Below are 6,157 nucleotides of genomic sequence, written 5' to 3'. Positions count from 1 at the left end.
GGTTTCCTCCTGCTCATCCTGTACGTGGGTTTGAGCCGCTATTACAACGCCCAAGAGCTCGACATGCTTGTGGAAGGTGCCAACGCCAACGGCCAGAACTACTCGGTGACAATCCACAACCAGCTCACCGGCAGCTACTCATTCAATGCCGAGTGACCCAGCCGGAGCACCAAACTAGGTAATACGCAGAGCTGAGTGCCTGTTGGGCTCTGCCTTCCACAGAGCTAGATCATGCGAGCTCGTGCGGACCAATCCAGCCCTCGACGTGGGCGAGCCGGAGCGAGGGTGAACTTCCGCCAGCGCGTGGGCGTGGGGCCTGCGCCGTCAGTGCAACCAGTGCCGGCCGTGACCACGCTGATGGCTTTTGCAGGCCCGATGCCGTGCTATGGGCGACGGCTTCCTTATTCAGCGTCCGTGGACAGCGCCGCCACGAAGGCCTCCTGCGGCACGGACACGGAGCCGATGGACTTCATGCGCTTCTTACCGGCCTTCTGCTTCTCCAGCAGCTTGCGCTTACGGGAGATATCGCCGCCGTAGCACTTGGCCAGCACGTCCTTGCGCATCGCGCGGATGTTTTCACGCGCGATAATCTTCGAGCCGATGGCCGCCTGGACGGGCACCTCGAACTGCTGGCGTGGGATGAGCTCCTTGAGCTTCTTCGTCATCTTGTTGCCGTACCACTGCGCGGAATCGCGGTGCACGATGGCGGAGAAGGCATCCACCGGGTCACCGTTGAGGAGGATATCCACCTTCACCAGGTCCGCCAGCTGCTCGCCGGCCTCCTCGTAGTTGAGGGAAGCGTAGCCCTTGGTGCGGGACTTCAACATGTCGAAGAAGTCGAAGATGATTTCACCCAAGGGCATGGTGTAGCGCAGCTCCACGCGGTCCTCGGACAGGTAGTCCATGCCACCCATCTGGCCGCGCTTGGACTGACACAGCTCCATCGTCGAACCGACGAACTCCTCCGGCACGATGATGGTCATCTTCACGATCGGCTCGTAGACCTCACGCAGCTTGCCGCCGGGCCAGTCCGACGGGTTGTGCACCATGGACTCCTCGCCGTCCTCTGCCACCACGCGGTAGGTCACCGACGGTGCCGTGGAAATCAGGTCCAAGCCAAACTCGCGCTCCAGACGGTCGCGCGTGATTTCCATGTGCAGCAGGCCCAAGAATCCACAGCGGAAGCCGAAGCCCAGGGCGACGGAGGTCTCGGGCTCGAAGGTGAGGGAGGCGTCGTTAAGCTGCAGCTTCTCCAGCGCATCACGCAGGTCCGGGAAGTCCGCCTGGGAGATGGGGAACAGGCCGGAGTAGACCATGGGGTTCGGGTCGGCATAGCCCTTAAGGGGCTCGCTCGCGCCATTCGACGCCCACGTAATCGTGTCACCCACCTTGGTCTCACGCACGTTCTTCACGCCGGTGATGAGGTAGCCCACCTCACCCGGGCCCAGCCCCTTACACTTCTGCATGGTGGGGCTGACGATGCCCACCTCGAGCAGCTCATGGTTGGTACCCGTGGCCATCATGGTGACCTTCTGGCGCGGGGTCAGTTTGCCATCCATCATGCGGATATAGGTCACCACGCCGCGGTAAGTGTCATAGACGGAGTCGAAGACCATGGCACGGGCCGGGGCATCCTCGCCGAACTCGGACGTCGGTGCCGGGATGAGCTCAGCCACCTTATCGAGCAGCTCCGGCACGCCCTCGCCGGTCTTGCCGGACACGCGCAGCACCTCCTCCGGCTCGCAGCCGATGATGTGGGCAATCTCCAGGGCGTACTTCTCCGGGTCGGCCGCGGGCAGGTCGATCTTGTTGAGAACCGGGATGATTTCCAGGTCATTTTCCATGGCCAAGTAGAGGTTGGCCAAGGTTTGGGCTTCGATGCCTTGGGCGGCGTCGACAAGCAGGATGGCGCCCTCACACGCCTCCAGCGCGCGGGAGACCTCGTAGGTGAAGTCCACGTGGCCAGGGGTATCGATCATCTGCATGACGATCTCCTGGCCCTCGAACTCACCGGAGCGAGGAATCCAGGGCAGGCGCACGTTCTGCGCCTTAATGGTGATGCCGCGCTCGCGCTCGATATCCATGTTGTCGAGGTATTGGTCACGCATGTCGCGCTCCTCCACCACCTGCGACAACTGCAGGATGCGATCAGCCAGCGTCGACTTGCCGTGGTCGATGTGGGCGATAATGCAAAAGTTTCGGATCTTGGACGGATCCGTAAACGTAGTGGCCGCGAAGTTTGTAGACATGTGTTTAGAATAGACGACATGTCTAGGTTGGCACGCATTCTCGGTATCGGAGGCCCTGAGCCTGTCGACGTCGGTCTCGAGCGCATCACCGAAGGCTTGGGGTTGAACCAGAATGATTCCGTGACGGAACCGCGCAAAGCCGCCGACATTCGCGTCGAGTGTGCCGCCGCCCACCCGCGCAGCGTTTTCTTCACCCCCGACATGGACGGGCAGGCAGACTCCGGCGAGGTTGTCTGGGTGTGGGCGCCCTCGGATGGCAAGCAGTCCCCGCCGCGCGAGCGGGCCGTGCTCATTGTCTCGCGCACACGCACCACCGTGCTGGGTCTGCTCATCTCCCCCAACCCGGGCCACGCGAACAAAGAGGAATGGCTCGATATCGGCACCGGCGAATGGGACGAATCCGGCCGGCAGTGCTGGGTGCGGATGGACCGCGTGTTGGAAATCTCCGAGGAACAATGCCGCCGACAGGGCACGCTCTTCCCGGAACGCCGCTTCGAACGCATTGCCAACCGGCTGCGCTCGCGTTATCACTGGGCCTGATTTGGGGATTCGGTCCGAGCCCTGCTAAATTTTTTGGGATGCCGGGGCACGCTGGCGGTCAGGACCTTGGGTCCGCCTTCCTCGGTTGCACATTCCTACGACTCTAAGAGGTATAACGATGGCAAACATCAAGTCCAAGCAGAAGCGCATCCTGACCAACGAGAAGTCTCGTCAGCGCAACAAGTCCGTACGCTCCGCCGTGCGTACCGAGATCCGCAAGTTCCGTGAGGCCGTCGCCGCTGGTGACAAGGCTGCAGCCGAGAAGCAGCTGCGCGTTGCCTCCCGCGCACTGGACAAGTCCGTGTCTAAGGGCGTCTTCCACCGCAACACCGCGGCTAACAAGAAGTCCGGCATGGCCACCGCCTTCAACAAGATGGCCTAAATGAAACCGCTCCTGAAGTGGGTCGGGGGAAAGCGCCAGCTGCTACCCGCTATCCACTCCGTGCTGCCCGAGAGCTTCGATACTTATGTCGAGCCTTTCTTGGGCGGCGGAGCGGTTCTTTTTTCTTTGGCGCCCGAACGCGCCCGGGTCAATGACCTGAACACCGAGCTCATCACCGTCTACGAGGTGGTCCGCGATAACGTGGACGAGCTCATCGCCCTGTTAAAGGGCTATCCGAATGATTCGGATTTCTTCTACGAGATGCGCGCCCGCGACCGCGAGCCGGGTTTTGCGCACTTGAGCCCCGTCGAACGGGCCGCCCGCACGATTTATTTGAATAAGACCTGCTACAACGGGCTTTATCGGGTGAATAACTCGGGCCAGTTCAACGCCCCGTTTGGCCGCTATGCCAACCCGAAGATTTGCGATGAGCCCAATCTGCGTGCGGTTTCGGAGTACCTGTCCTCCCACGACGTGACGTTTTATAACGGCGACTACGCCGCGGTGGAGGCCAACGAGGGGGATTTCGTTTACTTCGACCCGCCCTACGATCCGGTCAACCCCACGAGCAATTTCACCGGCTACCAGTCGGGTGGTTTTGGCCGCGCGGACCAGATTCGTCTGAAGGAAACCTGCGACGACCTCAACGCCCGCGGGGTGAAGTTCCTGCTGTCGAATTCCGCGACGGACTTCATCAAGGAGCTGTACGCGGACTACCACATCGACATCGTGGGGGCCACGCGCGCGGTGAACTCCGTGGCCTCGAAGCGCGGCAAGGTCGATGAGGTGCTCGTGCGCAATTATGCTTAACGACGCCGCCTGGGACCTCGTTTACCCCCACATCGCCGCCGGCATCGCGGACCAGGGCTTTGCGGTATTGCCCGCCGCGAAGCTTAAGGAGCTATCGGGCCGCGAGCCGCGGTTGATGGCCAAGCATGACTTTTCGGCAGCGCGCCCCGAAGTGTTTCGAAAGCACGGTTTGTCCATGCTGCCGATTCGCCGCGATGCCTACCTGATTGGCCGCTTTGACCTGTACCAGCCTTTCCCGGAGCAGGCCGGGCCGCTGAAGTCGATGCCGGTTCCGAGCCACATCCAGTCCATTGACTTCGAGAACCTGACCTCGGAGGCAGCGGCACTGACCGCGGCGAGCTTAAGCGGCATGCTCGAAGATTTCCTGGGCGGTAAGCTGGTGCCGACGGTCAGCGGGCGCATGTCGACGCTCACGCTGCCCATGCGTATCGGCGGGCGCGACGTGGTGGTGGACCGCGCCCAGATGGAGATCGATGCCGGCTTCGAATCCGCCGAACACCTCGTGCTCGTGGAGGCGAAGAACCACCTCTCCCCCGACTTCAACATCCGCCAGCTTTATTTCCCTTTCCGCCGCTTCTCGCTGGCTCTGGATAAAGAGGTGGTGCCGGTGTACCTGGTCTACTCCAACGGCATTTTCCATTTCTACCGCTACGCGTTTAGACAGCCGGAGGACTTCCGCAGCATCGAGCTCGTAAGCGCGGCGCGCTATGTTTTGGGCGAGTCTGGCGTGACCGACGCGACGGTGCGCGCGGTGCTGGCGCGCACGCAGGTCGAGGGCACGCGCGTTCCCTTTCCGCAGGCGGACTCCTTTGCGCGGGTCATCAGCTTGCTGGAGAACCCTGTGCCCAAGGCGGAGATGCCCGAGGAATTTGGTTTTACTCCACGCCAGGCGGATTATTACACCAACGCCGCCCGCTACTTGGGCCTGAGCAAGCTCAACGGCACCCGCGATGAACGCAACCTCACCCTCATCGAGGCACTGGCCTGCCGCCCGGTGTTCCGGGACATGGTGCGGCACGTCGTGGATACGGGCCGAGCGGTGGATAAAGAAGAGGCAATGGTCTTCATGCGGGCGGCGAACCTGGGCCTGGGTGATTCGACCCTGCGCCGCCGCTCCGCCACGGTCGCGGCATGGTCGCAGTGGCTCGCGGAGCTGCTGGAACAGGCCTAGGCAGCCTGGATGCCGGCCCACACCAGAGCGCAGCCGGCCACCACGAAGAAGGCGCCGGAGGCTATGTCGATCCACGGGCCGGCGGCCAGGAGGCGGCGGCGAATCGCGCGGGTGGAAATAACCGTCGAGAGAAAGACGAAGAGCAGATAGCTCGACAGCGATAGGCTCAACACCAGTGCCACCGATACCCACACCGGCGGGTGCGGCGGCAGCAGCGGGGCGACCATAGCGGCGAGGAAGAGCACGATCTTCGGGTTGGACAAGTTGGTAGCCAAACCCGTGCGGAAGACCTTGCCCACCGACCCCAAGCGTGCGGCCGCCTCCTCCTCATCGACGGGCGGCTGCTTGCGCAGCTCCAGCCCGGAGCGAATGGAGAGCACGCCCATAAACACCAGGAAACAGCCACCGATCACCTGAATCAACGAGAGGACACCGGGGAAGGCGGTGAGCAGGGCGGCCGCACCGAACACGGTCAGCGTGCACCAGAACAGCACGCCGACCTGGATGCCCGTCGCCGCCGCAATGGCGTGGCGGCGCGAGCGCGTGGCATAGCGCGTCACTAGGACGATGTCAGGGCCGGGTGCTGCCGCACCGACGAGATTCATCAGGAGGATGGCCGCAAACGCGGACCAGCTCATGACAGGCGCTCGAGGAGGTCCTCGCGGCCGAACATGCGGGCCGAGTCGAGGGCGTTGGGCTGGCCGGCGGAGGGGTCGGCGCCGGCGTCGAGGAGGGCGTCGATCACCGCGTCTTCTTTCTTAAAAATCGCTCCGGCCAATGGCGACTGGCCACGGTCGTTGAGGAGGTTGACGTCGGCCCCCGCCGCGGCGAGCTGGCGTACCAGCTCCGCATGGCCGTGGTAGGCGGCGAGCATGATGAAGGACTGCCCGTCCTGGTTTACCATGTCCACGTTGACGCCCTGCTTGATGTACTCGAGCAGCGTGGCATCGCCGTTGCGGGCAAAGTCAAAAAGCTTGGTGGCAAAGTTCTGGATGTCATCCATGG

7 protein-coding genes are annotated in these 6,157 nt (G+C 62.8%); 4 read left to right on the top strand and 3 right to left on the bottom strand.

Going from position 1 to position 6,157, the window contains the following annotated elements:
- Positions 1-401: 401 nt before the first annotated feature.
- Complete coding sequence (lepA, locus tag HMPREF2807_RS01790; protein WP_010190853.1) at positions 402-2,249, bottom strand: translation elongation factor 4; 1,848 nt, start codon at positions 2,247-2,249, stop codon at positions 402-404.
- 18 nt (positions 2,250-2,267) lie between these two features.
- On the opposite strand from lepA, the gene HMPREF2807_RS01785 reads away from it, so the two are divergent.
- The 4 genes from HMPREF2807_RS01785 (at position 2,268) to HMPREF2807_RS01770 (ending at position 5,152) form a co-directional block, all read left to right on the top strand.
- Positions 2,268-2,789, top strand: a complete 522-nt coding sequence (locus tag HMPREF2807_RS01785; RefSeq protein WP_049156445.1) for a type II toxin-antitoxin system PemK/MazF family toxin — start codon at positions 2,268-2,270, stop codon at positions 2,787-2,789.
- Between the two features lie 118 nt (positions 2,790-2,907).
- Positions 2,908-3,171: a 30S ribosomal protein S20 gene (rpsT, locus tag HMPREF2807_RS01780; RefSeq protein WP_010190855.1), complete on the top strand. Its 264-nt coding sequence runs from the start codon at positions 2,908-2,910 to the stop codon at positions 3,169-3,171.
- Positions 3,172-3,981, top strand: a complete 810-nt coding sequence (locus tag HMPREF2807_RS01775) for a DNA adenine methylase (protein WP_049156448.1) — start codon at positions 3,172-3,174, stop codon at positions 3,979-3,981. It begins immediately after the preceding gene.
- Positions 3,974-5,152 (top strand): type II restriction enzyme, encoded by a 1,179-nt coding sequence (locus HMPREF2807_RS01770; protein ID WP_232751594.1) that lies wholly within the window; start codon positions 3,974-3,976, stop codon positions 5,150-5,152. Before HMPREF2807_RS01775 ends, HMPREF2807_RS01770 begins: the two co-directional genes overlap by 8 nt.
- Here HMPREF2807_RS01770 and HMPREF2807_RS01765 read toward each other — a convergent pair.
- Together HMPREF2807_RS01765 and HMPREF2807_RS01760 are read right to left on the bottom strand one after the other, a co-directional pair.
- Entirely contained in the window at positions 5,149-5,790 is a 642-nt protein-coding gene (locus HMPREF2807_RS01765; RefSeq protein WP_046648996.1) for a LysE family translocator, read from the bottom strand. The two genes, HMPREF2807_RS01770 and HMPREF2807_RS01765, sit on opposite strands and share 4 nt — an antisense overlap.
- Positions 5,787-6,155 (bottom strand): ankyrin repeat domain-containing protein, encoded by a 369-nt coding sequence (locus tag HMPREF2807_RS01760; protein ID WP_046648995.1) that lies wholly within the window; start codon positions 6,153-6,155, stop codon positions 5,787-5,789. The genes HMPREF2807_RS01765 and HMPREF2807_RS01760 overlap by 4 nt, the downstream gene beginning before the upstream one ends.
- Positions 6,156-6,157 lie beyond the last annotated feature (2 nt).

Source organism: Corynebacterium sp. HMSC074A09 (genome assembly GCF_001811545.1).
GTDB lineage: Bacteria > Actinomycetota > Actinomycetes > Mycobacteriales > Mycobacteriaceae > Corynebacterium > Corynebacterium hiratae.
This window is presented reverse-complemented; position numbering and strand designations above follow the sequence as displayed.